This window comes from Priestia megaterium (assembly GCF_041941685.1).
Lineage (GTDB): Bacteria > Bacillota > Bacilli > Bacillales > Bacillaceae_H > Priestia > Priestia megaterium_C.
Window position 1 is genome coordinate 3,247,587 of the sequence record NZ_CP130958.1, and the last position, 22,490, is coordinate 3,270,076.

Here is a 22,490-nt window from a genome sequence, read left to right on the forward strand (position 1 = left end):
AAATGGAATATGAATAACTAACTGATTTACTAATAAAGAAGTGAACGTATGGAGGCGCCAAACCGAGACGACAAATATATGCACAATGAAGAGCAGCACTTTTTTAGACTTTCACGCTATTTGATTCCACTAATTTTCCATCTTCCATCCACACAACGCGGTCACATAAATCCAGCATTCTTTGGTCATGCGTAACCATTACAGCTGATTTGCCCCTCAGCTTTACTTCATCTGCGAGCATTTGTACGACTGCTCTTCCTCGCTCTGAATCCAAACTTGCTGTCGGCTCATCTGCAAAGATAATTTCAGGGTTATTCATCCACGCCCTTGCAATCGCTGCCCGCTGACGTTCTCCTCCGGATAAACTTTCAGGATAATGATGCTTTCGATGAGCAAGCCCTAGTTCTTCAAGCAAATCATCCGCTCTTTTTTTCGCTTCTTTATTTCGATTTCCTTCTAGTTCCGTTACAAGAAGAAGCTGATCGCGAACCGTTAAATACGGAATTAAATTAGCTGATTGAAAGATAAAGCCAATTTTCTCCAGACGAATGCTGTTCATTTGTGATGGAGACATTTTATTAATCTCGTCTCCGTCAATAATCACGCGTCCGCTAGACGGTGAAAGCAACGCGCCTGCAATGGATAAAAAGGTACTTTTCCCAGAACCAGAAGGACCGACAATCGCCACAAGCTCTCCTGCTTTCACACACAGCGATAGGTCATCTAACACGACTACAGCGTTTTCTCCGTCTCCAAACGACTTGCTAACACTCTCTAAAACTAATTTTTCTTCACTCATTAAACAGCCCTCCCAATCGCTTCAACCGCATCTACTTTTGCTACGCGATATAGCGACAATAATGAACTCAGTACAGAAACAGCTACAAACAGCGCCGAACAGCCTGCGATTAGCGATAAATCCAAGTGAAATGGCATCGAATGAGGCAAAATGGCAGCTACTCCGTATGTCAATCCAATACTAATAGCAAGACTGCATAAAGTTAACACAACCACTTGAGATAAAATTGTCCGTGCTAAATAACTTGTTTTTGCTCCTATCGCTTTTAACACGCCAAACTGATTCATTTTTTGAAGCGTCATCACGTAGAAGAAAACGGCTAAGACAAAAGCTCCAATGATAAACAGAAACGTGACCATCATTAAAAGCGAGCCTTGTTCTTCTTGATAGCCAGGAATTCCTTTTAACGCTTCATCTTTACTAATCACATCAATGTCAGACTCCTTTTTTTGAAGAGCATGTGCTTTTTTATCGTTCATGTTTAACACCACTGCATTAAAAGCACCTGTGCTTTCAATTGTCTTCCACTCTGTAAGATTAATATGAATAACAGGCGCGTGACTAAACGACTGATTTTTTGTAAAACCAACAATCCTAAAGCTTTTTCCTGAAGCCGTATCTTTTATCGTATCCCCTAGCTTTACTCCTTCTTCTTTTAGCGAAGAGTCCGCCACGGCTTCATGTTTCGCATCGTCCGTAATCATCTTCCCTTCTGTTACGTTAGGAGCTAAAAAGCCGCTTGTGCTTATGGCAAAAAACGAGGCGTCTATTTTTTTCTCTTTTCCTTCATTTATAACGGCTGTCATCATCACACCAAGCGGCTCAGCATTTTTCTTGCCGCTTAGTTGTTGAATATCTTCTGTTTTGTTTATGGATAAAACAGAGCGCGTCAGACGCTGATCCGCTTCTTTTTGAAGCACAAGGTAATTTCCTTTCATTTCTTGAACAGCTGAAGCATTGTCAGAGGAAAGCCCCTTTGCTAAGCCTGATACAAAAAGTACAAGCCATACAATTAACACCATAATCACGCCAATGAGTAAGTAGCGCAGCTTCGCATGTTTTAATTCACGTAAAGCCAAAAACATGTTTCTTTCATCTCCTTTTTTAATTCTATTTAAAGTATAAAAATAGAAAATGAATGGAAGATGAACGGCTCATTACATTTTCGGAAGATAAACGTGAAAGGTGCTGCCTTTTCCTTTTTCACTTTCAACGTGAATCGAGCCTCCGTGCATCTCGACAATTTGCTTTACAATCGCTAAACCAAGACCGCTGCTTCCTTCCGTCCGGCTTCTTGCTTTATCTTCTTTATAAAAACGATTAAAAATATGGAGAAGGCTTTCTTTTGACATGCCGATTCCCGTATCTTGAAATTCAACGTGGCAATGCGTGTCTTCCATACCAACGCGAAGAGACAGCGTTCCTCCTTCTTTCGTGAACTTTACGCTGTTTGTAATCAAATTTGTCCACACTTGATGAAGCAGTTTTTGATCGCCTGAAATCATCGTTGAAGGAAGATCCATTTCAATGGCCAGCTCTTTTTCACGCCAGCTCCACTCCGTCATAAACAGCACTTGCTTGATTTGAGCTGCAACGTCAAAGGTGCTTTTGTCGATATGCTCACTTTCTTTATCAAGTGAAGCAAGCGTAAGCAGCTGTTTGCTGAGCGACGACATGCGCCGGCTTTCTTCTTCAATAATAGACAGATATTCATTTCTCTGTTCATCTGAAAGATGAGCAGAACGGAGCGTTTTCGAAAATCCTTGAATGGACGCCAGCGGAGACTGAATTTCATGTGACACGTTGGATACAAATTCTTGGCGCATCTCTTCAAGCTGCTCTAAACTTTTAGCCATTTCGGAAAAATGTGAAGCAAGCGCGCCGATTTCGTCTCGGCGCTTTACGTACAGCACAACGTTGTATTTTCCTTTTGCCACTTGCTTTGTCGCTTCTGTTAGCTTGACGATTGGTTTTACTAAATAACGCGTGCTAATAAGTACAAATAAAATACTTAATACAATCATCAGCAGTAAAATGTGAATCATTTCTTCTGCCACTCCTTTTATCAACCATTTAAAATGGCGGCCTTTTGGCCGCCATCATTTATTCTTTCAGTATCTATCTGTTTACTAGTGTAACCAAACGCCGTGGTCCTATTGCGTTTTTATCAGGATAAGGACTTATTGTGAACAGCAGATGAACGGCTTGTTACAAAATCCATTCACCTCGCGCAATCATCTCTACTTTTCCGCCTACCCTAATGTGAAAAGCCTCTCCGTCATAACTAGCTTTTACATACAGCAGTGAAGGTCTTTCTATTTCATATCCTTGTTCTACACGTATGTCAATCACGGTCTGATTAAAATAACGGTATTTAACTAAATATGCTGCTAAACAGCCGTTGGCGCTGCCGGTTGCCGCATCTTCTGGAACGCCGTAGTAGTCGGCAAAATCTCGTACGTTTAAGTGGTGATCTTGGTGATAGGTTTCCGGTGAAAATACCATAATCGCTTTCGCTTCTGTATTTTCTATCAGTTTGAAATATTTCTCTTTGTCTACGTTTATCTCTTTAGCTGCTTCTAATGATGTTAACGGGACAAGGATGACTGGCAGGCCGGTGGATACTTCTTGAACGGGAAAACGCATATCGATATAAGCTTCATCAAGGTTTAACACGTCCGCCACTTGTTTTTTATCTAACACTTTCCCAAACGTCGGCTGACCTTGTGTCATCCACAGCACATCTTTTTGTTCATCATATGTAACGGGCGTAGGACCTGCTTTATAATGAAGAATAAGCTTCTCTGTATCTTTTTCTTCTAGTTCTTCTCGAATAACATAAGCGGTTCCGAGCGTCGGATGTCCTGCAAATGGCACTTCTTCATTAGGCGTAAAAATTCGCACGTTATATTCTCCTTTTGCAGAAGAAGACGTGATAAACGTCGTTTCAGAGAAATTAATTTCTTTAGCCATTTGCTGCATCTCTTTGTCTGAAAGGCTTCCTGCGTCTTTAAAAACTGCGAGCTGATTTCCCGTATATTTTCTCTGTGCAAATACATCAACAATGGAATACTCAATACTTTTCATTTATGTGTTCCTTTCTAAAGGAAATTTTTATGTATGAAATAGGTCATTACGTTTTTCTTTAAAGCCTCATATTGCTCTTTATTCGTATCTATAAACGCTTCTTCCCGACTGGACAAAATGTCTGCATAATGGAGAGGCTCGCGAAATTGTTCTTGTGTAAAATCATAGCGCTGTTCATCAAGCTGGTTATAGAAATGCCAGCCTTCTTTACACGGAGTTTTTAGAATATCTCCTCCTTTTAGATCTTGAACGACAAGAGCTGTCACGCCGCACTGTCCTTTGGCAGGATTGTCAGCCGTCCACTTCGTGCTTGAATGAATTGACCACGATTGGTGCAGAGCTTTCTTTAAACGATTCATGTTCAAGCAGCTCCTTTTTCTTCAAATCTACCATATTTTTCTTTTTTTATGAAAGTTCTTGTTAAAAAATCTACAGCGCAAATATTCTTACTTTAAAAATAATTTAAGGAAGAATAGAAAAATACTAGAAATAATGTATAATAATAGAGTCATTTTAGATGATAGATTATAACCAATGAAAGGTGTTTTAAATGGAAGAACAAGCAGTAAATGAACTCGTTTCTTTTGAAGAAGAGCATAAAGTAGTTCGAACGAATACGTCGTATTATGATTTAAAATGGGGAAAAACAGCCAATCCAGCTAAAAACAACACGTGGAACTGGGCAGCCTTTTTTCTGACAAGCGCTTGGTTTGCATACCGAAAAATGTATAAGCACTTTTTTATTTTAACGCTTATTGAAGTAATTTGGTTTTCCCTTTTGTGCTTTGTAGACATACCAGAGTGGTCCGACGCAATTGTGTTCGGCGGCGCTTCACTTATTACAGGGCTATGTGCCAACCGCTGGTATTATAAGCACGCTAAAAACGTGTTAGCTCGAGCCGAAGCCCAGCCGGAGCAGCGAAAAGAAGCTTATTTGCAAATAAAAGGCGGCACTCACATCGGAATTGCTATTGGTTTAAGCATCTTAGCGCTTGTGATTACTTTTGGAGTCGGAGCGGGATTATCACTTTTACCAACAAAAACGAATATTAAAGATGTAGTTCGCTACGGCGACGAAGCAATTACGCTTGAAACGTACAACGATCATCCAAAATGGACCTACATCAAGAAAGAAGGCCGTCATCACGTTGTACAATTTACCGGCTACGATTATACAGAAAAAGAGCATGTACGCATTGTATTTAACGTTTATTTGGATAAACAAATTTACGAGTGGGACAAAATTTACATCAACGGCAAAAAGTTAAATAAAAAAGATGCGGAAGACTATGAATACTGGATTGAAGACAGTTCAGCATATTAAAAAGGTCCACAAAAAAAAGAAAGGATGAGTGTTTGCTCTCCTTTCTTTTTTGTTCTACCTTAAAGCGTCAAAGGCAGCTTAACCGTCACCACTGTCCCGTTCTCATCACTTTCAATCGCAAGCTTACCGTTATGCTCGTTGATGATCGTTTTACAAATAGAAAGCCCTAACCCCATGCCTGTTCCATCTTTTGTTGAGAAAAATGGATTTCCTACTTTATTAATAATGGATAGCGGAATGCCAGAGCCGGTATCTTGAATGTCAATAAGAGCCCAACCTTCCCATTCTTTAATAATAAGATTTACTTCGCCGCGTTTCTTTTTCTCCATTGCTTCAATGGCGTTTTTTAAAAGATTCATAAACACTTGTCTCATTTGAGCAGGATCGATTGATACAAGCGGAATGGCTCCTTCTATTCTTACGTTCATTTCGACATTATACAGCGCAGCTTCACTTTTCAAGAAAGCAACGGTATCATGAATAACTTCTACAATCGATACGATTTCTTTTTTAGGCGCTGTTGGCTGCGTGACAAGCAAGAAGTTATTAATGAGTTCATTCATACGATCCAGTTCATCAAGAACAATTTTTTGAAAAGGCTCTGCCTGTTCATTTTCATTAAATAAAAATTGAATAAAGCCGCGCACCGACTGCATTGGGTTTCGAATTTCATGGGCTAATCCTGCTGCTAGCTGCCCTACGAGCGCCAGTTTATCAAGCTGCAGAATTTTCTCTTCAATTTTCGGCAAAACAGCCGCTTGATTTTTATAAATAATATGAGACAAAATACCAGCCAGCCGGTTTAACCCTTGAATTTCACTTTCGCTAAACTGATAAGGATCCGGATCGACCGCGCATAAAGTACCAAACATTCTCCCGTCTTCTAGCACAATAGGTGTTCCTAAATAAGAACCTACCCGGGCACCATCAATGATGGCTAAATTAGATGTTCTAACATCGCGTTTTGTATTGGGAATAACAAGGGGTTCATCACACGTGACTAAGTTGCATACCGCAAGCTCTAACGGCAGCGTCAGTCCATCCTCTACAAGACTTCCCCCTTCTTTATTAAAGGCTTTCATAACTGAAAATTGTTCGTCGAAAATCCCTACAAACAGCGTCCTGCTTCCGACTACTTCGCTAGCCATCTGCAATACATCCCAAACGGCTTTTTCATTGATGTTCCTCTCTTCCATTACCTTAGTCACCTACTATTTAAATATAGACTGTTCTATTCTCTTATTCTCATTATAAATTTTAAATGTAAAAACGTATATCAAAATTTTAAGAACTCGTTTATTTCTTCTATTTCATCATTAGGGTTAAGGATAGCCAAGACTTGATGGTCTTCCCATATGCCATTAATATTTACATTTTTTCTAGCAATTCCTTCCCTATGAAACCCTGCTTTTTCGAGTACGCGCTGAGAAGGCAAATTACGTGGCATGACGCCGGCTTCAATGCGGTGAAGATGTAACTCTTCAAACGCATAGCCAACAAGTGCTCTTACAGCTTCTGTTGCGTACCCTTTTCCATTATGATGCTGATCTAGAAAATAGCCGATAAACGCGCTTTGTAAAGATCCGCGCAGCACTTGAAAAAGACTAATGGTGCCAATCAACTTATTATTCTCTTTTTGAAAAAGACCAAAATAGTATTCTTTATCGTTTTTCCTATTCTCTTCGTGACGCTGAATTTTTGCTACTTGGCTCTCTAACGTATAAAAAGAATGCTCTCGAATCATAGAAAACCGTTCAAAAAAGTCGCGATTGTCCTTTTGCAACCGAAGGCTGTCATGCGCATCGCTGACAGTTAACGGGCGTAAATAAATAGTATGACTTTCGATCATGTTATGTCTCTCCCTCTTTTACTTCTCACAGAAAGTTATGTAAAAAGAATGCTTCATTAACATTTTCCATTTTCTCACATAGTAAGCGTTTCTTACTGTAATGTAAAGAACAAAAAGCACGATTCTAACATCTTTTCTTTATCCCTTTCTGCCGCTATTTTTTATTTCTTCCCTATGTAAAAATCAAAAACCACCTGGAAAATCACCAGATGGTTTTTTATATTAAGTGGGGTGCATGCTCTGATTAACTGTGGATGGATATAAAGCCTTACGCTCCAAAACAGACTTCTTTATAGAAAAGAATGAGGTGAAAAATACTTCTTCTGGGATTTTTCTTTTATTTACGTTTAACAGCAGCCGCCGAAGCCATAGCCGTAACCGCCAAAGCCACCATAAGGATAACCACCGTAACCGTAGCCGCCAAAGCCAAACGGTCTGCCAATAAACCTTTCATCTGCGTGTTGAAGTTGATGATGATCTTGAGAATACATAGTAGGTAAAAAATGCATTTCTGAATTCATAAGAGAAATCTCCGCTTTTTTGTTTTTTGCTTTCACCCAAGAATATGCATTTACCTATTCGCTGTCTTGGGCAAATATCTTGGCTATCCTGAAAATAAGGGAAAAGAATTACGAAAAAAAGCAAATTACTAGGTTTATATGAAAATGAGCTTGCTTTCTTTTTAGTACCTAATACATACAAAAAAAGCGGTCCTGACTTAGAATGGTATACGGAAAGTACTAACGTGTTTATTTCATAGTAAAAATAAGAAGCCGAAGAAAAATTCTTCGGCTTCTCCTTCATTATGTACGCAGGCTAAGGAGGAAGTGGTATTAGCCTGCTTCGTTATAACATGGGGGCTCATATATGAGATCTTGGGATGATTCATCCTATGTAGAAAGTAAAAAAAGTACCGTGTCCATTTTATTTTCTTACCTTTTTTTATTTTCATTGAAATCATTGGATATTTTTGGAGCACTTTTGCATTTCAGGCATATGTTAAAAATGTACTCAGAACTTGGAGGTGAAATGCATGGGCTTCTATGGTGGCTGTGGTTATGGCGGTTACGGTTACGGCGGCGGCGGGTTTGGCAGTGGCTTTGCTTTAATCATCGTATTATTCATTTTATTAATCATCATCGGCTGTGCTTGCTGGGGAGGATTTGGCGGTTGCTAATCATTAGAAATAATGATGAACAGCTTCATTTCCACTAATTTTTTACCAAAAGCTAGCTTTCCACTTTATTATGAAAAAGCAGTGTCCACATAATGGGCACTGTTTTTAAATGTGCTTATGAACCAAATAATAATAAGACTAACCATTGTAAAAAAATAGATTTTTTAATCTCCCTTTTCTTGTCTGCTTCTTCCCATCATCTTATTTTTCTTGTTCATACTTCCTTTTTTTCTACATATTAATAGATAAAAAGATTAATTAAAAAGAGAGTCACTCTGCAACTCTCTTCCTGCTCTATGTAGATGCTAAACATTAAACAAACGTTTTTTTCAAGACAACGCGCTGATCATTGACAGTATAGCCATTTCTTTCATAAAAAGCCTGTGCAGCTCCTCCAGTCGCCGTCAAGAGATACAAGCTGTTGATATCGTGTCTTTGAAGTTCGTTCTCAAACCGGCTTAAGATAGCTGAACCGTACCCTTTTCCCTGCACGCTTGCGCTGACGCAAAGCTCGGCGACGTAAAAGGTCATACCGCTGTATGATTTTTTTGCGTGACCTGCAATCATTCCAATCAACTCTCCTTGGTCATAAAATAAATAGCCCATAAATTTAGGTGTGTTTAGTAAATCAATCAGCCTTTCTCTAGCTGATTTCTCTGTCCACGGCTCATTCCAAGGTTTTTTTGTAAATACATTCATATACAAGTTAATGCACTGCTGCATATTCTCTCCATTGAGAGGTACTACTTTTTCGATCATTTTTACGCTTCCTTTTTTGTTTAGTTTGAAGGCTTGTTAACAATTCGCTCATACATTTCCGGCAGGTGCTTAATTTTATAATCAATCGTCTCAAGCTTGTGATGGATTTCTTCGATTTCTTTTTGTACCGCTTTTTTATGATCCATCAGCATTTGCAGACTTTTATCAAGCACGGCATTTTCAAGCGTACAGTTTTCAATAAGCGTCCGAATGTCCTTGATTTGCATACCTGTGCTTTTTAAGCAGCAAATTAAATCAATCCATTCAATATCTTGTTCTTTAAAAATACGATTCCCTGACGCTGTACGATCTAAAAATGGAAAAAGCCCTTCTTTATCATAATAGCGAATGGTATAAATTGTAACGTTCAATTTCTTTGCAACTTGTGAAATGGTATACGTCATACTGCTTCCTCCTACACCTTAAACTTCTCAGAAAAACATGATGAGTTTGTCTTGACCTCTAGTTATCTCGAGGATTTATTCTTTTATAGTCTTCTTCATTGAGCTCTTTATGCTGCAGTTTTTTTGTACAAGCAGCAAGCAACATATATTTAAACCTGAAAGGATGAATACGATGAATACTGCTCACATGATGCTTACCATTGTAATTGGCGGTTTTATTGCCTTTTTGTTAGGTCTTGGCGTCACAAAAATAATTGAGCTGCTGCTAAATCTTTTTCTAGCTTAACCAGTAGTTACTTATCGTAAAACGCAGGTAACTCCGTTCCATATCCGAACGGAGTTACCTGCTTTATTTTAAGAACTGCAGAGCTTAAGGCACCATGTTGCCAGCGGCTTTATAAATATCGTACCACTCTTCGCGCGTTAACTTGATTTCTGAACCTTTACTTGCATCTTTCATACGCTGAATATTTGTAGTACCAAGCACTACTTGAATATTTGCAGGATGAGTTGTGATCCATGCAACGGCAATCGCTGTATTCGTTACGCTATATTTACTTGCGATGCGATCAATCACTTCGTTTAACTTTCCAAATTTCTCTTTATCGCCGAGGAAAGGTCCTTCGAAAAATCCGTTTTGGAATGGCGACCATGCTTGAAGCGTTATATCATTTAAACGGCAATATTCAAGCACGCTGCTGTCGCGGTTCACAGCTTGGTCGATGCCCATATTTAAAGAAATACCAGAGTCTATGATTGGCGTATGTGCGATGCTGAACTGCACTTGGTTTACGACAAGCTTTTGGTTGATATATTTTTCAAGCAGCTGAATTTGCGCTGGGTTGTGGTTCGACACACCAAAGTGACGTACCTTTCCGCTGCTTTGAAGCTCATTAAACGCTTCTGCTACTTCTTCAGGATCCATTAATGGATCTGGGCGATGAAGTAATAAAAGATCTAAGTAATCTGTTTTCAAACGCTCTAAGCTGCCGTTAACAGAGTCTATAATATGCTTCTTTGAAAAGTCATAGTAATTTTCCGCTGCGTTAATGCCGCATTTACTTTGAATCACCATTTTCTCACGAAGACTTGAATTCATTTGTATAGCGTTTGCAAAATACTCTTCGCATTGTCCTACATAATCAGGACCGTAAATGTCAGCATGGTCAAAAAAGTTAATTTCTTCTTCCATTGCTGTGCGGATTAGCTTCTCTGCTTCTTGTAAAGAAAGCTCTGTTAAACGCATATTTCCCATAATTAAATTTGATACGTGTAAGTCAGTATTAGCAATTGTATGATACTTCATATAAAGCCCCTCCTTGAAATGATACTACTACAAGATAAACCATAGAGTTAACTCTAGGTCAAGCAGAAAGAATAAAAGATTTTATAAGCAGCGACGGTAAAACACCCTATCTTTTTTGGTAAAAAGATGAAATACTAGGTTGTGGTGTGATAAAAGTCACTGCCGCTCTGCATTTCATTTAGTAGTATATGTTACGTTCTTTTCTTCCTTTTTATCGAAGCTTATTTCATAGCAATACATTAATCTATCAGGCAAAGGAGCTTATCAATCACTATGCAGAAAACGAAAGCAAAACGATTTGAAATACAGTATTCCGTTCTAAAAGATGAAGCCAAAATCAAAGGAACTTTTGTGATAGAATCTGCTAAAAACCGAGATGACGCATCAAGACTTGCTAAATTAAATGTCTCTACAAAAGAAAGAGTGTTTATTCAATATGTAAAGATTTTAAAAGTCACACGAGTTTCTACAGATTCGGCGGCAAAGTGACATTGGTTTTCTTCTTCTTTTAGCAAGCCCCTATTTATGCTGAAAGTGTCGTCTCAGAAGATGCTTGTTTCGTTTGTGTGAGTAATAGAACTAATCCAATAATACAAGCTGTGCCTATCCATTGATAAAAACCAAAAGGCTCTTTCAGCCAAACAACGGTTGTAATAACAGCGGCTAAAGGCTCTAAACTTCCAAGCAAACTCGTTTCTTTAGGTAAAAGACTTTGCAGGCTTTCTACATAAAACCAAAAAGCAAGCATCGTGCCAAAAATAATGACAAATAAAATATATCCGCAGGTTATTGGTGATAAGCTTGACGCTTCCCAAGGAGGATGAATAAAGCTCATTACGCTTCCCCCAATTACCATTGACCAGCCAACGATGACAAGCGAACTGTACTTTTTGATCAGCGGCACGGCATACAGCGTATAAAATGCTGCTGCTACACCTGACAGCACTCCCCAAACAACGGCAGATACAGGAACAGACAGCTGAGAAATAGAGCCGTTTGTTAATAAAAAAAGCAGCCCCCCAGTGCCAGCAGAACAGTGATGACGTCTTGTCGCGTAAATATAGACTGCTTGCGCAAAAGTAAATAAAAGATAATCATCACCGGTGATAAATACTGCAGCAGCGTAGCTACTGCTGCATTTCCATGCTTAATAGAAGCCATATACGTATACTGAACGGCGAGCATACCAACTATGGCAAAAACGACGAGCTGAAAAGCTGACTTTCGGTTCTTCCATACTCCAAATACGTGAGAACGATTATTTTTTATACATGAAATCATTAGCAGCAAAAAACCCGCAATGAGCAGCCGTACTGAAACAAGCCAGTCTACACTGATTTCAAATTCTTGAAAAAGCTTTTGAGCAACCGTTCCTCCCATCCCCCAACATATAGCTCCAGTTGTTACAAAGAAGAACCCTTTTTTTCTGCTAAGATCGTTCATCTTTCATCCCTCACTTTTATTATAAGAATAGTGTTATAATAAGTGAAAAACGGGGCGGAAAATACGCATATTGCATTAAAAAATATAAATATATTGAGGTGACCATGTATGCCAGCAGCCCATTTTAAAATTGATGAAAACTTAAAAGAGCTAACGACCCATCGCACCGTTGAGCTGCCAGTAGCATGTTATCAAACGACAATCGGCGATCACATAAACGGCTACATCCCTCTTCACTGGCATGATGAGCTTCAATTTGTATTGGTTATAAAAGGTGATGCGTCTTTTCAAATAAATGAAAAAACAGTGACTGTCAAACAAGGCTACGGACTGTTTATTAACAGCGGATGTCTTCATATGACTGAAGATATAAACAAATACGGCTGCGTGTACATTTGTTTAAATGTTTCTCCTCATTTTCTTGTGCCGCAAGAACTTTTCACAAATTACGTTTATCCCTACATTCATGCAACGAATCTATCACATTTATTCATCAGTCCAAAGCAAGCCTGGGGAAATAACGTGTTAGAGTCTATACATAAGATACACACATGGATTCATAAGCAGCTACACCACTATGAAATAGAGATTGCCTCTGAACTCAGCATACTGTGGAAAAATTTAATTCTTAACGGTTTGCAGCTGAAATACAATGAAAAAGAAATGATCAAAAATCAGCGGATGAAGCAAATGCTTAATTGGATTCATTTGCACTTTGCTGAAAAGATTCCGCTCGATGATATTGCCAAAGCCGGACAATTGAGCCGTTCTGAATGCTGTCGATATTTTAAGAAAATGTTAAAAAAATCGCCTTTGACCTATGTATTAAACTATCGAATTCAGCAAAGCTTAGTTATGCTGCAGCAAGCAGAAGCAAATGTGACGGACGTGGCCTATCAAGTAGGATTTAATAGTACAAGCTATTTTATTAATCAGTTTCGAAAAGAAATGAAGATGACTCCGCTCATGTATCGAAAAAAGAATCTGCACATCTCATCACATCACTAAAAAACGGCGGGGCAATCACCCCGCCGTTTTTTATGAACTCTTTTTACTCGTTGACTTTGCATCAGAAATCTTTCCTAAGAAAAACCCGTCTACTTCTGCTATTTTCCCTCTCCAAAAGATCTTGCCTTTAGAAGGAGTAGATTTACTGTCTCCACAGTAAATCTTTGTATTTTTCAAGTGAATAAAATGGGCTTCTGCTTCTCCGTTTGATTCGCTCGCTTCGCTTGCTAAAGAGAATTGTTCGCTTAGCGCCTGAGCCACTTCACTGCCTTCTTCAAACGTTTCGCTTAAGTAATCAAAGTATTCTTTTGCTGAAATCATGGTACCGGAAATCACAGCGCCGTTTACATTTAATGAAATATCAAGTGAAAAGCCGTGTTTATTAGAAGCTTTCACAAAGTATTCAAGCGTATTGTCTTTAGTTGAAAAAGAAGGGCCTGTACTCATGTCTTTCTTTCCTCCTTTACGCCTTAGGCTGTTGTATCGTCTTCACTAGAAAGAGATGTTGTGTCATCATCTTCTTCATCCGTGTTTTTCTTTGCTTTTGTATTTTTTGATTTTTTAGCTGTTGACTTTTTTGGTTTCGCTTCCTTTTTTTCTTCTTCGCTTTCATCTTCGTCTTCTTCTTCTGTTTTTACTTTTTTATTTTTTTTGTTTGAGCGAGAACCTTCCTCTTCTTCCTCGCTGTCTTCGTCACTTTCACTTTCTTCTTCCTCTTCTTGCTCAGCTTCTTTTTTATTCTTTTTACGAGGCTTAGATGTTTCTTCTTCGTTTTCATCATCCTGCTCGTTTTCTTCGTTCTCATCGCTCTCTTCTTCGTCGGTATCTGTATCTTCCGCTTCTTCGTCTTGATTTTTATTGAGGCTAAGCTCAACAAGCATGTTCATTTTTTCTTCAAGCTGTGATAAGCGATCTTGAAGAGTTTGATTTTCTTCTTTTAACTCGTCGTACTCTTGAACGTTATCGTCTTCTGTTTCGCTACTAGAAGAATTTACGTTTTCTTCATCATCTTTTGATTTATCTTTATCTTTTTTAAACAAGCTTCCCGCAGATGTTTTCAGGCTGCCCACACTGCTTTTTGATTTTTCTTTTACCTTTGTTCCTAAATCCGATGCTTTGCTTTTTAATTCGTCTGTATCAATGCGGTCAAGAAGACTTTTTCGATTTTCAGGGGTAGATACATATCCAATCGTTGCACCGATGATACCTCCTGCTACCGCTCGTTTGATTGGCCCGCTGCTTGTTGTTTTGCTTGCTTTTGAACCGTTTTCCGTATTTTTATTTTCCTTGTTTTCTGCCTGTGTGTTATCTAATTTTGTTTCAGTTGCCATTGTAAATCCCTCCGTTTTTTAAGTAGCGTACAGTTTTTAACGTTTCGTTTCTATTTTTTCTTCAAGCGTTTTTAACCGCTCATGCAGCATTTTATTTTCTTCTTCGAGCGCTTTGTTATTGGCTCCTTTTGAACTGAGATACGGATCATTTTCCCACCAGTCCATGCCGATTTCTTTTGCCTTATCAACCGAAGCCACAATCAAGCGGATCTTTATCGTTAATAGCTCGACATCTGCAATTCCTACGGTGATGTCCCCCGCTATAACAACTCCTTTATCCAAAATCTTTTCGAGCACATCTACAATCGTACTTGACTGCATATTATGTTCGACTGCCATACTGTTCCTCCTACTGACCGCTTAAAGCAGGCTGCCTAGCGGTCCAAGATCAATATTTAAATCTTCTGCATCCAGACCGAACACCTCTTTCAACTCGTCCATTTTTTCTTCTAAGTTCATTAGTGCAATTCCTAAGTTTTCAATTTGTTCATCCGTCAACGTTCCACCCTCCACCCGCCTCATGGCATGACGTTCAACGATTTGCCTCAATAGCTCAATAACTGTCATCACAAGCTGCGCTAAGCCATGTTCAGCTTGATCAGGATCCAAGTGGATTCGTCCATTTGCTTGGCTGACCGGTTGCATCCATTAATTCCTCCTTTTGTTTATCAAATTGTTCAGAAGTGATTGGTTTGCGATTTCCTTCTTTTGCTTGCACCAGCGTTTCAACCGAAGAAATAAGCACCCGCAAATCCAAATACACTAAATCGACGCCGGCTATGGAAATGATTAAGTCTCCTTTAATGGCGACTCCTTTATCTAAAATCACATCTAAAATATCAATAAGAGCAATATCTTTATTCTCCATGGATTGTTTAAGAGACATAATGTTAATTCCTCACTTTACGCAAAGCTCGAGAAATGATAGGGCGGCCATGGTCCCGTCACTTCAAATTTCCAGCCTTTATTTTCAAGCTTTTGCTGAAGCTCTTCTATTTCGTTTACGAACTTAGTGATCTGCAGAGACGGGAGAAGAAACACGCTGTTCCACGCCATCTGTTCAGCTGCGCCCGTTACGTCCTTGCTCCAATTCTTTTTAACAGAGTCATAAAGCGATAATTCTTTAAGCTTGTCATGTATCTCTTCACATACTTTGTTTTTGTGAAGTTCTAATTCTTTTTCAATCAGCTGATCTATTTTTTTCTTTTCAAAAAACTGTCTTCCTGGTGATAAGTGACTAATTTCTTCTTTTTTCGCTTTCACGCTTTCATTTGTTTTGCTGATCCCTTTTTTAAGCTCCGTATCATCACAGTAAATCTTCACGTTCCACTCTTCATTTCCTCGAAGCAGCTTCAGTGAATTCTCTATCTTTTCTTTGTTAATCTCAATAGCTGCTTGCAGACTTTCTTCACTTTTATAAAGGGTGCAAAATTTTAATGGAATGATCGTAAATTCTTCGTACAAAGCGGCTACCGTCTCGTGATGATGAAAAGCTTTTTCCTGCAGCCAGCTCATATCCTGCTCCATTTTTTCTTTAATCACTTCTTGTGAATAGGTGTCAGCATCTAGCTTAGAAACTACAGCCGTCACCTGATCAATCGTTATTGGGTACAGTGAATGTTCTCCGTCAAACCCTTTATAAGATGGAAACGGCTCTATGGATGCTGCTTCTTTTGTTGGAATTAAACCGTATAAATACAGTAATTCTCCCATCTAGGATTCCTCATTTCTTTTTTGTGTTAGCTCTTCCCATTGTTCAATTTCTCTGCGTTTCGCGATTTCGTACCTCATTAACAGCTCATCTTCTTTTTCTTGAAACGCTTCTTCTGGAATTTCACCAAGCTCAAACATCATTTGAAGCTGAATAAGTTTTTGCTGAATCGTCGGAAGGTCATATAGCTGTTTATCAGCTTCTTCCTGTACTTTTTCGCCGATTTTCACTACAAGATTAATAGGTGCGGTTACTAATTTGTGAAGCACGTTATTTCTCTTCTACTTTTAGGCGAATGTTTACAAAATTATAAGCAGGCCAAGGGCCGCTGTAATGAAAATCGGCTTTGTCTTTCCAGTTTTCATGCGCTTCATTCACTTTTTCATCAAACTTCGCTTCATCTTCTCGGTTAATTAAGAAAGACGCGTTTAAAAGCATTTTTTCGCCCGTTGGCTCATTTGCTTTTGCTGCTTCCGCTGCTTCTTCGAGCGGAGAAAACACATCTGTCTTAACTTCTTTTTGCAGAGAAGTAAACATCTTTTGAGCCATTCCCCCAAGCTGAATACGCTCATAATAACCCGCTGCTTCTGATTTTCCTTTTACAGATGCTGATACTTTTTCAAGTTCAGGATTTTCGTTTACTTTTTTCTCAAGCCATTCTTTTTTCCCGATTACTTTTAAACCGACTTCAATTTTTCCTTTGATCGCTGGAAACAGCTTTTCAAACTGCGGATAAAGGTTTTCCAAAAGAACTTTTACGTCTTCTTTGGATTTGAATACATTCCCAAAGCTGATTGGAATAACCGTATCGTTCTTGTCCATAATCGCTGCTACTGCGTTTTGATGCATTAATAAATTTTGGCGATTAGGATGATAAATTTTCATCGGTACTTCAGCTGCTACCATGGCCGCGTCTTTGTAGCGAATCAAAAATGTTTCAGCTTTTGTTCCTTCTACTTCCACGGCGCCAAATTCTTCGTCTTTATCCGTTTGAATGGCGCTAAAAATATAAATACCTGTTTCGTGTGTTTCACTCATGTTTTCAAGCTCCTTTACTTTTCTTCAGTGTCTATATTCTTACATTCTTCTAAAATGATTTTTTCGGCTTTACTTTTTGCATTTTCTTCATCCAAACATTTGGTAAGCGGATGATGTAAAATATCGATACATAACGTTTGAAAATCTTCGTCATTTCCATCGATAGCAATGTCTTGCTGCGTGGCAAGGGTAGCGATCATAAGCGAAGCCCGCAGGCTAAGTCCGCTGCTGTTTTCGTCTCCAGAACGGTGTCGCACGTTTGCTACGAGCGTTACAATTGTGCGCGCTTCGTCTTCTTCCACGTCCGTTTTCTCCGTTAAAATTGCTGTCTCTCTGTCGATGTCTTTGTAGTCAATAAACATGGTAATTAACCTGTCAAGAAGCGCATCTTGCGTATCATATACGCCGGCATACTCAGCTGGATTGCTTGTGAAGATGACACGGAAATCGGGATGCACGCGCACAAAAGGATCGGTCATTTTTACTCCATACAGCGGCAGCACGCCTTCTTCTAATATCGATAGAAAGATATTATTCGTCGCAGGCTTAGAACGAGTAAATTCGTCGTAAATCAGCGTATAGCCATTTTTTACAGCTTCAAGCAATCGGCCATCCTGCCAGTTTTCACTCACTTGTTCATCTTTTTTATAGACAGAACGAACATACTGGTCGATTACTTTTTTGCTCGTGTATCCCGTAAAATCGCCAATTAAATCTTTGTTGTTGAGCTCGTGATTCCCGTGCATCAGCATTACAGGACGCTTTCTCTTTTTAGCAAGCGCTCGTGCTAAAGAGGTTTTGCCTCCTCCGGCAGGACCTGTAAAATGAATGGAATAGCCGGATTTTAAATAGCTCAGCGCTCTTGAAAGAACTTCCTTTGTCTCGTCATCTTGTATAAAAGCTCCACTGCCTTTTTTCCTTTTGTCTGTTAAGACGGTCATTTTTACGTTCCTCCTGCCATCTTATCTTTTATGCTTCAATGCCAATGGCGCTTCTATATCTGACGTCGAGTCGTTTGAATGAAATGACTTCTTTTTCTTTATTTAAAAAGCACTCGTATGTTCCGAGCATTTCATCTTTTGCGTATTTTTTCATGTATTCTCGTTCTTCAATGACTTCAACAATAACTCTCCAGCCTTCATCTTCAGTAGCTTCCACCGAGGTAATTTTATGAGGAGGAGCTACGTGTTCACCGAAAAAGTCGTTCACGGCTTGCATAATTTTTTTAATTTCCATTTTTAGTAGCCTCCAATAGTTAGATCTAAAAGTCTAAAATCTGGAACCACCCTCAAAAAAGGAAGGTTCCATATCACTTCATATTAAATACTAAAACGCGGCTGCCCTTCACTTGAATTTGAACGTTCAGGAAGACCGTTTTCTTCTACATCGTCACGAAGAAGCCCTACTGCTTCTGCATAGCGTAACCATGTATCAACACTGGCAATAACCACTCGCGCTTCAATCGTTAAAATTTCAATTCCTACAACAGAAACTCTTGCAAAAGCATCAATAACAATTCCTTTATCTAAAATACGGTCAATGACTTCTGCTAAACTTGAACTATTAGTACTTTTTTGAATAGACATATCTCATTTCTCCTTTCGCTTATGATCCCATTGTTTTTAAATCTGTAGATGATTTAATATCAGTGGAACTTTTAATCTTAGTAGAGCTTTTAATATCCGTTGCTTTTTTAATCTGATTTACGCCTTTTATTTTCCGCTTATTTTTTGACTTCTCTTTATCGTCTGAAGAAGAAACTCTTTCTTGAAAGTTTTCTCCAGCTTCTTTCATATCACTAAGCTTATCTTTTACTGATAATAAGACGTCTTGGAGCTTTTCTTTTGCTTCTTCCCCTTTGCCGTGTACCTTTTGGGCATTTTTTTCTTTTGTTTCCTGCAGTTTTTCTGACGCTTCATTTGCTTTTTCCTGCAGTTTCCCTTCAGTTTTTTCGACAAATTTTTCTTTCGCTTTTTCTTTAACCTTTTCTTCTACCTTTTCCTTAACAGGTTCAGGCGTATGATCGATGATCTTTTTTCCTGCTTTTAAGGCTGCTTTCTCCACATCTTTTTTATCCATGAAATTCCCCTTCAGGACGGATATCTTACTTCTTCGCGTCCATGAGTTTGTTTAGCATCTCTTCAATGCGCTGCAGTTGGTCGTTCATATTTTTATTTTCTTCTTTTAGCTCTTCGTACTGAGACGTTTCCATTTCTGCGCTTTGGCTGACTTCTTCCTGCGAATCTCCCTGTTCATTTGATGCATCTTCTTTTTTCTTTTTAGGTGCCAGCAGCTTGCTTAAATTGTCTTTTTCAAGATAGCCTGTAGCCGTCTGTCTTAACGCTCCCATCGCTTGCTGCGTTAGAATATCCTGTGCGTTTCTTCTTAACTCTTGTCCTGTGGCACGTACAATTTCTGATTGTCCTAAGCGGCTGAGTACTTTTTTACTCGTTTGCGGACTCGAAAGAAGTCCAATTCCCGCTCCTACTACGCCTCCTAAAATGGCAAGATTTAAAGAGTTTTGCGTTTTTTCTTCTTGCTGCTGATTTTGTTGTTTTTCATTTTGATCAGTTGTTGTCATGTCCCATCCTCTTTTCTCTTATTATTATTTATTTAATGGATTTTTTAATGATTAAAAGACTTAAAAGCTAAGCCCTGCTCCTCGCTCCTCTGTTCGGCCAGGCAGCCCTTCTTCCTCTACTTTGTCGGTTAATAACCCGACGGCTTCTGCGTAGCGAAGCCACGTATCGACGCTTGCAATAACGACTCTTGCTTCAATCGTTAAAATTTCAATTCCTACGAGTGATACTCGAGCAAAAGCATCGATGACAATCCCTTTGTCGAGAATTCGGTCAATCACTTCCGCTAAACTAGAACTATCTGTACTTTTTTGAATACTCATTTTTAGCAGCTCCTTTCGAAATTTAGCTAAATGAATGATGCTACTAATCATCCTGCTTAACTTTTTAAGTAAACATACTTTTGAAATATACTTTTTAGCCTTCTTTCAAACATGAATAATTTGCTAAAAAGTAATTCATGAAAATAAATTAGAAAATTATTCTACTATATATAATAATTAACAGTTAATTTACGGATGTATTTCGTGCATGAATCCTATTGTTAAAGCTTTCGTCGAAATTCCAATTCCAAAACAAAACAATAAATACATTATTATTACAATAATATTACATTATAATTTAAGGCATATTATCACTCGGTGCACCACGACATATTTTGATATTTTTAACTCTTATGGAATATTGTTGTCCGTTAAATATATTTAAACAAAATCAGCGCATAAAAAAATCTGCCGCACTGCGGCAGATTTCTTCTATAAATCATACGTTCTATAAAATCATTCCGGTTAAAGGCGCTTTCGGGTTTCCATCATGATCTGAATCTTCTTTGTCTACTAAAACAAGCAAGCTGCCTTCTTTGAGTGAATCATTATATTGTTCGGCCTGCTGTTTTGGAATTCCCATACCGACTAAAATACCAGACAGACCTCCTACGCTCGCACCAGCTGCCGCACCTGTTAATGTAGCTACAATTGGACCAGCCGCCACAATTGGGCCTATTCCCGGTATGGCAAGTGCGCCGGCACCTGCTAATATTCCGGTCAAGCTCCCTATCGTACCTCCGGTAAGTGCTCCAGTTGCTGCCCCTTCTGCTTTTGTATTCGTTTCTTTCTGAACTTTTTTGGTCTTTTTATGTTTGCCGATGATAGATATCTCTTCTGATGTATACCCTTCTTTTTTCAAACTCTCTACAGCTTGAATTGCTTCTTGTTCCGTTTCGTATACCCCCACAACATTCTTTGCTTTTGCTTCCATACTATCTCCTCCTCATTAATGTTGTGTGTACCCGGGAGTATGGCTTTGAAACGTTTTAGAGAGTACGAGGTCTTCTTTATTCTTAAATAAATAGCCCTAAATCACTTTTCATTTAGTGACGTTTTTATTTAAAAATGAATGAACTCGCTCTTTTTTTAACCATATTCCTCCACAAGCAATGAAACATGCAACCGTACTAAAAGCCAACGCATAGCTCCGGAGCCAATCCACAAGGAGCCCAAACCAAATCGGTGCGAGCACGATGGCAAATTGATTGAGCGTTAACGCAATGCTTACCGTTAAACCAATAAAACGATCATCCGCTTTTTCTGCTATTAACACGATAAACAAACTAAACCAGCCAATTGCAAAAAAGCCAAGGCTAAAACAAAAAGCAGTTAGTAGCCAAAAAGGCAAATTAAATCCAATATAAGAAATAACTATTGTTAGTCCTGCAGTCATCCAAACCGTCGCTTGCAAAGGAGTTCTTCGATTTCCGTTATACACATAATCACTTACCCAAGCTAAAACAATTCTCCCCACCATTCCGCCTAACAGTGTGATGCTCAGCAGGATGCCCGCTGAAGCAAAATCCATCTTTATGGCTTTCGTTAAATAGCTCATAAAGTGCGCAACGATAATGATTTGAAGAGAAATCATTGAAACACCTACAAAAAACAGCGGATAGAGCGTTTTATCTTGAGAAATGCGCTTGATTTTTTGACGAAGCGTAAATGTTTCTTTTTTTTCTGACGATGATGATTGCTCTCGGTAGAACACAAAAAAAAGAAGGCCTCCTCCGATAGCTGCCGCTGCCTGTACGAGAACAGCCCCATGCCACCCGTATTGATGAAACAGCAGCGGTAATGCTGCTGAAGCGACAGCGCCTCCAATCGGTATCCCCGTTTGCCGAATCCCCATGGCAAGGCCTCTATGATGAGAAGGAAACCACTTCACCACTGCTTTGCTTCCTCCTGGCTGTGCTGTTCCATACCACACGCCTGCTGCGAGAAGCACACCTGTTAAATACATATAATGATCAGCTCTATAGGCAAAAAGCATGCTTACCCCCAGCAAAATAGATCCTCCCCCTACAAGCCACCTTTCTCCATAACGATCCATCCAGTTTCCAAAAAGCAACATGGAAAAAATCGGGCCAATTTGAACAGCTGATACGAGCAGTCCTGTTTGAAACTGCGATAAATCATATAGTCTTTGCCAAAACGCGGCCAATGGCCCCGCCCCGTAGGTGACAAACGTTGCACATGCCTGAGAAAGAGTGGCAATAAATAAAATCATCCACTTATAAGAAGCTTTTTGTCTGCTCATTTTCTCTCCTCCACCTCTACTTTCAGTGTAGAGAAGCGGCGATATCATGTAAAATAAGGAATAAAGATAAAAGTCATCAATAAAAATGA

General features: G+C 39.0%; 30 protein-coding genes and 2 pseudogenes. 4 read left to right on the plus strand and 28 right to left on the minus strand.

Features of this window, described 5'->3' with window-relative positions; translation table 11 throughout:
• Positions 1–103 precede the first annotated feature (103 nt).
• The 5 genes and pseudogenes from Q5794_RS17030 to Q5794_RS17050 all read right to left on the minus strand — a co-directional run bounded on the left by Q5794_RS17030 (position 104) and on the right by Q5794_RS17050 (position 4,245).
• Positions 104–799 (minus strand): ABC transporter ATP-binding protein, encoded by a 696-nt coding sequence (locus Q5794_RS17030; RefSeq protein WP_374988179.1) that lies wholly within the window; start codon positions 797–799, stop codon positions 104–106.
• Entirely contained in the window at positions 799–1,884 is a 1,086-nt protein-coding gene (locus Q5794_RS17035) for an ABC transporter permease (protein WP_374988180.1), read from the minus strand. Before Q5794_RS17035 ends, Q5794_RS17030 begins: the two co-directional genes overlap by 1 nt.
• 72 nt (positions 1,885–1,956) lie before the next feature.
• A pseudogene (locus Q5794_RS17040) lies at positions 1,957–2,835 on the minus strand (sensor histidine kinase); the annotation flags it as partial.
• A 172-nt stretch (positions 2,836–3,007) separates the two neighbouring features.
• Complete coding sequence (locus tag Q5794_RS17045; protein ID WP_214985985.1) at positions 3,008–3,886, minus strand: PhzF family phenazine biosynthesis protein; 879 nt, start codon at positions 3,884–3,886, stop codon at positions 3,008–3,010.
• 14 nt (positions 3,887–3,900) lie between these two features.
• Positions 3,901–4,245: a hypothetical protein gene (locus Q5794_RS17050; RefSeq protein ID WP_214985987.1), complete on the minus strand. Its 345-nt coding sequence runs from the start codon at positions 4,243–4,245 to the stop codon at positions 3,901–3,903.
• Between the two features lie 191 nt (positions 4,246–4,436).
• Here Q5794_RS17050 and Q5794_RS17055 point away from each other — a divergent pair, with 191 nt between their 5' ends.
• A complete protein-coding gene (locus Q5794_RS17055; RefSeq protein WP_214985989.1) occupies positions 4,437–5,210 on the plus strand; it encodes a DUF2628 domain-containing protein in 774 nt (257 codons plus the stop codon).
• 59 nt (positions 5,211–5,269) lie between these two features.
• Here the strand turns inward: Q5794_RS17055 and Q5794_RS17060 are convergent, their stop codons facing one another.
• The 3 genes from Q5794_RS17060 to Q5794_RS17070 form a co-directional block, all read right to left on the minus strand.
• Complete coding sequence (locus Q5794_RS17060; RefSeq protein WP_057234974.1) at positions 5,270–6,406, minus strand: GAF domain-containing sensor histidine kinase; 1,137 nt, start codon at positions 6,404–6,406, stop codon at positions 5,270–5,272.
• A gap of 80 nt (positions 6,407–6,486) precedes the next feature.
• Positions 6,487–7,059, minus strand: a complete 573-nt coding sequence (locus tag Q5794_RS17065; RefSeq protein WP_192994398.1) for a GNAT family N-acetyltransferase — start codon at positions 7,057–7,059, stop codon at positions 6,487–6,489.
• Between the two features lie 347 nt (positions 7,060–7,406).
• Positions 7,407–7,580, minus strand: a complete 174-nt coding sequence (locus tag Q5794_RS17070; protein ID WP_214985990.1) for a hypothetical protein — start codon at positions 7,578–7,580, stop codon at positions 7,407–7,409.
• 512 nt (positions 7,581–8,092) lie between these two features.
• On the opposite strand from Q5794_RS17070, the gene Q5794_RS17075 reads away from it, so the two are divergent.
• Positions 8,093–8,236, plus strand: a complete 144-nt coding sequence (locus tag Q5794_RS17075) for a YjcZ family sporulation protein (protein WP_075421040.1) — start codon at positions 8,093–8,095, stop codon at positions 8,234–8,236.
• A gap of 312 nt (positions 8,237–8,548) precedes the next feature.
• Here Q5794_RS17075 and Q5794_RS17080 read toward each other — a convergent pair whose 3' ends face one another.
• The 3 genes from Q5794_RS17080 to Q5794_RS17090 form a co-directional block, all read right to left on the minus strand.
• The gene (locus Q5794_RS17080; RefSeq protein ID WP_214985992.1) at positions 8,549–8,995 is read right to left on the minus strand and encodes a GNAT family N-acetyltransferase; all 447 of its coding nucleotides are present in this window, start codon (positions 8,993–8,995) and stop codon (positions 8,549–8,551) included.
• A 20-nt stretch (positions 8,996–9,015) separates the two neighbouring features.
• Positions 9,016–9,399, minus strand: coding sequence for a MerR family transcriptional regulator (locus tag Q5794_RS17085; protein WP_025751010.1), 384 nt, complete (start codon positions 9,397–9,399; stop codon positions 9,016–9,018).
• A gap of 370 nt (positions 9,400–9,769) precedes the next feature.
• The gene (locus tag Q5794_RS17090; protein WP_230183359.1) at positions 9,770–10,705 is read right to left on the minus strand and encodes an aldo/keto reductase family oxidoreductase; all 936 of its coding nucleotides are present in this window, start codon (positions 10,703–10,705) and stop codon (positions 9,770–9,772) included.
• A 273-nt stretch (positions 10,706–10,978) separates the two neighbouring features.
• Between Q5794_RS17090 and Q5794_RS17095 the strand changes: the two genes are divergently transcribed.
• Positions 10,979–11,194: a hypothetical protein gene (locus Q5794_RS17095; protein WP_214985996.1), complete on the plus strand. Its 216-nt coding sequence runs from the start codon at positions 10,979–10,981 to the stop codon at positions 11,192–11,194.
• Positions 11,195–11,228: 34 nt separating this feature from the next.
• Here the strand turns inward: Q5794_RS17095 and Q5794_RS17100 are convergent.
• Positions 11,229–12,148, minus strand: a pseudogene (locus Q5794_RS17100) (DMT family transporter).
• A 108-nt stretch (positions 12,149–12,256) separates the two neighbouring features.
• Here Q5794_RS17100 and Q5794_RS17105 point away from each other — a divergent pair.
• Positions 12,257–13,156 (plus strand): AraC family transcriptional regulator, encoded by a 900-nt coding sequence (locus Q5794_RS17105; RefSeq protein ID WP_374988181.1) that lies wholly within the window; start codon positions 12,257–12,259, stop codon positions 13,154–13,156.
• A 30-nt stretch (positions 13,157–13,186) separates the two neighbouring features.
• On the opposite strand, the gene gvpU is transcribed toward Q5794_RS17105, so the two are convergent.
• The 16 genes from gvpU to Q5794_RS17185 form a co-directional block, all read right to left on the minus strand.
• Positions 13,187–13,603, minus strand: a complete 417-nt coding sequence (gene gvpU, locus Q5794_RS17110) for a gas vesicle accessory protein GvpU (protein ID WP_013057987.1) — start codon at positions 13,601–13,603, stop codon at positions 13,187–13,189.
• Between the two features lie 23 nt (positions 13,604–13,626).
• Entirely contained in the window at positions 13,627–14,487 is an 861-nt protein-coding gene (gene gvpT / locus Q5794_RS17115; RefSeq protein WP_374988182.1) for a GvpT/GvpP family gas vesicle accessory protein, read from the minus strand.
• A 36-nt stretch (positions 14,488–14,523) separates the two neighbouring features.
• Positions 14,524–14,826, minus strand: a complete 303-nt coding sequence (gvpJ, locus tag Q5794_RS17120) for a gas vesicle protein (RefSeq protein WP_013057989.1) — start codon at positions 14,824–14,826, stop codon at positions 14,524–14,526.
• A 21-nt stretch (positions 14,827–14,847) separates the two neighbouring features.
• Positions 14,848–15,132: a gas vesicle protein K gene (locus Q5794_RS17125; RefSeq protein ID WP_057244333.1), complete on the minus strand. Its 285-nt coding sequence runs from the start codon at positions 15,130–15,132 to the stop codon at positions 14,848–14,850.
• Complete coding sequence (locus Q5794_RS17130) at positions 15,086–15,373, minus strand: gas vesicle protein (protein WP_013057991.1); 288 nt, start codon at positions 15,371–15,373, stop codon at positions 15,086–15,088. The genes Q5794_RS17125 and Q5794_RS17130 overlap by 47 nt, the downstream gene beginning before the upstream one ends.
• A 17-nt stretch (positions 15,374–15,390) precedes the next feature.
• On the minus strand, positions 15,391–16,200 hold the full coding sequence (locus Q5794_RS17135; RefSeq protein ID WP_074895119.1) for a GvpL/GvpF family gas vesicle protein: 810 nt from the start codon (positions 16,198–16,200) through the stop codon (positions 15,391–15,393).
• Complete coding sequence (locus Q5794_RS17140) at positions 16,201–16,467, minus strand: gas vesicle protein GvpG (RefSeq protein ID WP_013057993.1); 267 nt, start codon at positions 16,465–16,467, stop codon at positions 16,201–16,203.
• Position 16,468: 1 nt separating this feature from the next.
• Positions 16,469–17,236, minus strand: coding sequence for a GvpL/GvpF family gas vesicle protein (locus Q5794_RS17145; RefSeq protein WP_374988183.1), 768 nt, complete (start codon positions 17,234–17,236; stop codon positions 16,469–16,471).
• Positions 17,237–17,250: 14 nt separating this feature from the next.
• Positions 17,251–18,177: a gas vesicle protein GvpN gene (gene gvpN, locus Q5794_RS17150; protein WP_268575632.1), complete on the minus strand. Its 927-nt coding sequence runs from the start codon at positions 18,175–18,177 to the stop codon at positions 17,251–17,253.
• Positions 18,178–18,205: 28 nt separating this feature from the next.
• Positions 18,206–18,472, minus strand: a complete 267-nt coding sequence (gene gvpO / locus Q5794_RS17155) for a gas vesicle protein GvpO (RefSeq protein WP_013057996.1) — start codon at positions 18,470–18,472, stop codon at positions 18,206–18,208.
• An 83-nt stretch (positions 18,473–18,555) separates the two neighbouring features.
• Positions 18,556–18,822, minus strand: coding sequence for a gas vesicle structural protein GvpA (gene gvpJ / locus Q5794_RS17160; RefSeq protein ID WP_013057997.1), 267 nt, complete (start codon positions 18,820–18,822; stop codon positions 18,556–18,558).
• 19 nt (positions 18,823–18,841) lie between these two features.
• Positions 18,842–19,315: a gas vesicle protein GvpQ gene (gene gvpQ, locus Q5794_RS17165; RefSeq protein WP_374988184.1), complete on the minus strand. Its 474-nt coding sequence runs from the start codon at positions 19,313–19,315 to the stop codon at positions 18,842–18,844.
• Between the two features lie 25 nt (positions 19,316–19,340).
• On the minus strand, positions 19,341–19,817 hold the full coding sequence (gene gvpT / locus Q5794_RS17170; RefSeq protein ID WP_214986009.1) for a GvpT/GvpP family gas vesicle accessory protein: 477 nt from the start codon (positions 19,815–19,817) through the stop codon (positions 19,341–19,343).
• A gap of 60 nt (positions 19,818–19,877) precedes the next feature.
• Entirely contained in the window at positions 19,878–20,138 is a 261-nt protein-coding gene (gene gvpA / locus Q5794_RS17175; RefSeq protein WP_013058000.1) for a gas vesicle structural protein GvpA, read from the minus strand.
• 448 nt (positions 20,139–20,586) lie between these two features.
• Positions 20,587–21,072 (minus strand): general stress protein, encoded by a 486-nt coding sequence (locus tag Q5794_RS17180; RefSeq protein ID WP_214986011.1) that lies wholly within the window; start codon positions 21,070–21,072, stop codon positions 20,587–20,589.
• 108 nt (positions 21,073–21,180) lie between these two features.
• On the minus strand, positions 21,181–22,401 hold the full coding sequence (locus Q5794_RS17185; protein WP_328245393.1) for an MFS transporter: 1,221 nt from the start codon (positions 22,399–22,401) through the stop codon (positions 21,181–21,183).
• Positions 22,402–22,490: the final 89 nt, after the last annotated feature.